1 protein-coding gene is annotated in these 749 nt (G+C 63.7%); it reads right to left on the minus strand.

The genetic code is table 11. The annotated features are described in order from the left end of the window. Positions 1-290, minus strand: a 290-nt coding sequence (locus WFI00_RS17750) for a transposase (RefSeq protein ID WP_336633533.1), incomplete at its 3' end; no start/stop codon positions are given. Positions 291-749: the final 459 nt, after the last annotated feature.

Below are 749 nucleotides of genomic sequence, written 5' to 3' on the forward strand. Positions count from 1 at the left end.
TTCCGGCGCTCCAGCAGCCATTCCGGGAAGTAGGTCCCGGTGCGGAGCTTCGGGATCGCGACGTCGATCGTGCCGACACGCGTATCGAGGTCGCGATGCCGGTAGCCGTTGCGTTGCGCCGTGCGGTCGGGGCTGGGCTTGCCCCATTCCGCGCCGACAACGGCGTCCGCGTCCGCAGACAGCAGCGCGTTGATCGTGGTCTGGAGCAGGCTGCGCATCAGATCCGGCGACGCGTCGGTCAGGGCTTCAGCAAGCACGCTCGCAGGGTCGACAATATGAAGTGCGGTCATCGTGATGATGCCTTTCGAGTGGAGGTAAGAGACTTCTCGAAGGATCACACGGTGACCGCGCTTACGTCGCGAGCGACGAGCCGGCCACCGTGGGCTACACCACGCTACGGGGCACTACTCGAGATCAGCGAGGAGGACGAACATCACGCCCTGATTCGCAAGTTCATCGCCGGAACGGACCACACGGTGAATCTCGCGACGAGAGTCGCCGCGCTGCTCGTACTCGTGTACGGAGCCCGAACCGACCGCATCCACCGACTCACTACAGCCGACACCACCGCGACGGGAAGTCGAACCTATCTCGCACTATCGACAGAGCCCATCGAGGTCCCCAACCCGATTGCGCAAGGGACTGCTGCACGAGTAGGTGACATCTGATCTGGCTTGCCCGTGGGGTGGGCCTGGAAGGATGTTGCTGTGCCCAAGCCCTACCCGTCCGAGTTCCGTGACGACGTTGTG

This window comes from Microbacterium sp. MMO-56, from assembly GCF_037146215.1.
Classification (GTDB): domain Bacteria; phylum Actinomycetota; class Actinomycetes; order Actinomycetales; family Microbacteriaceae; genus Microbacterium.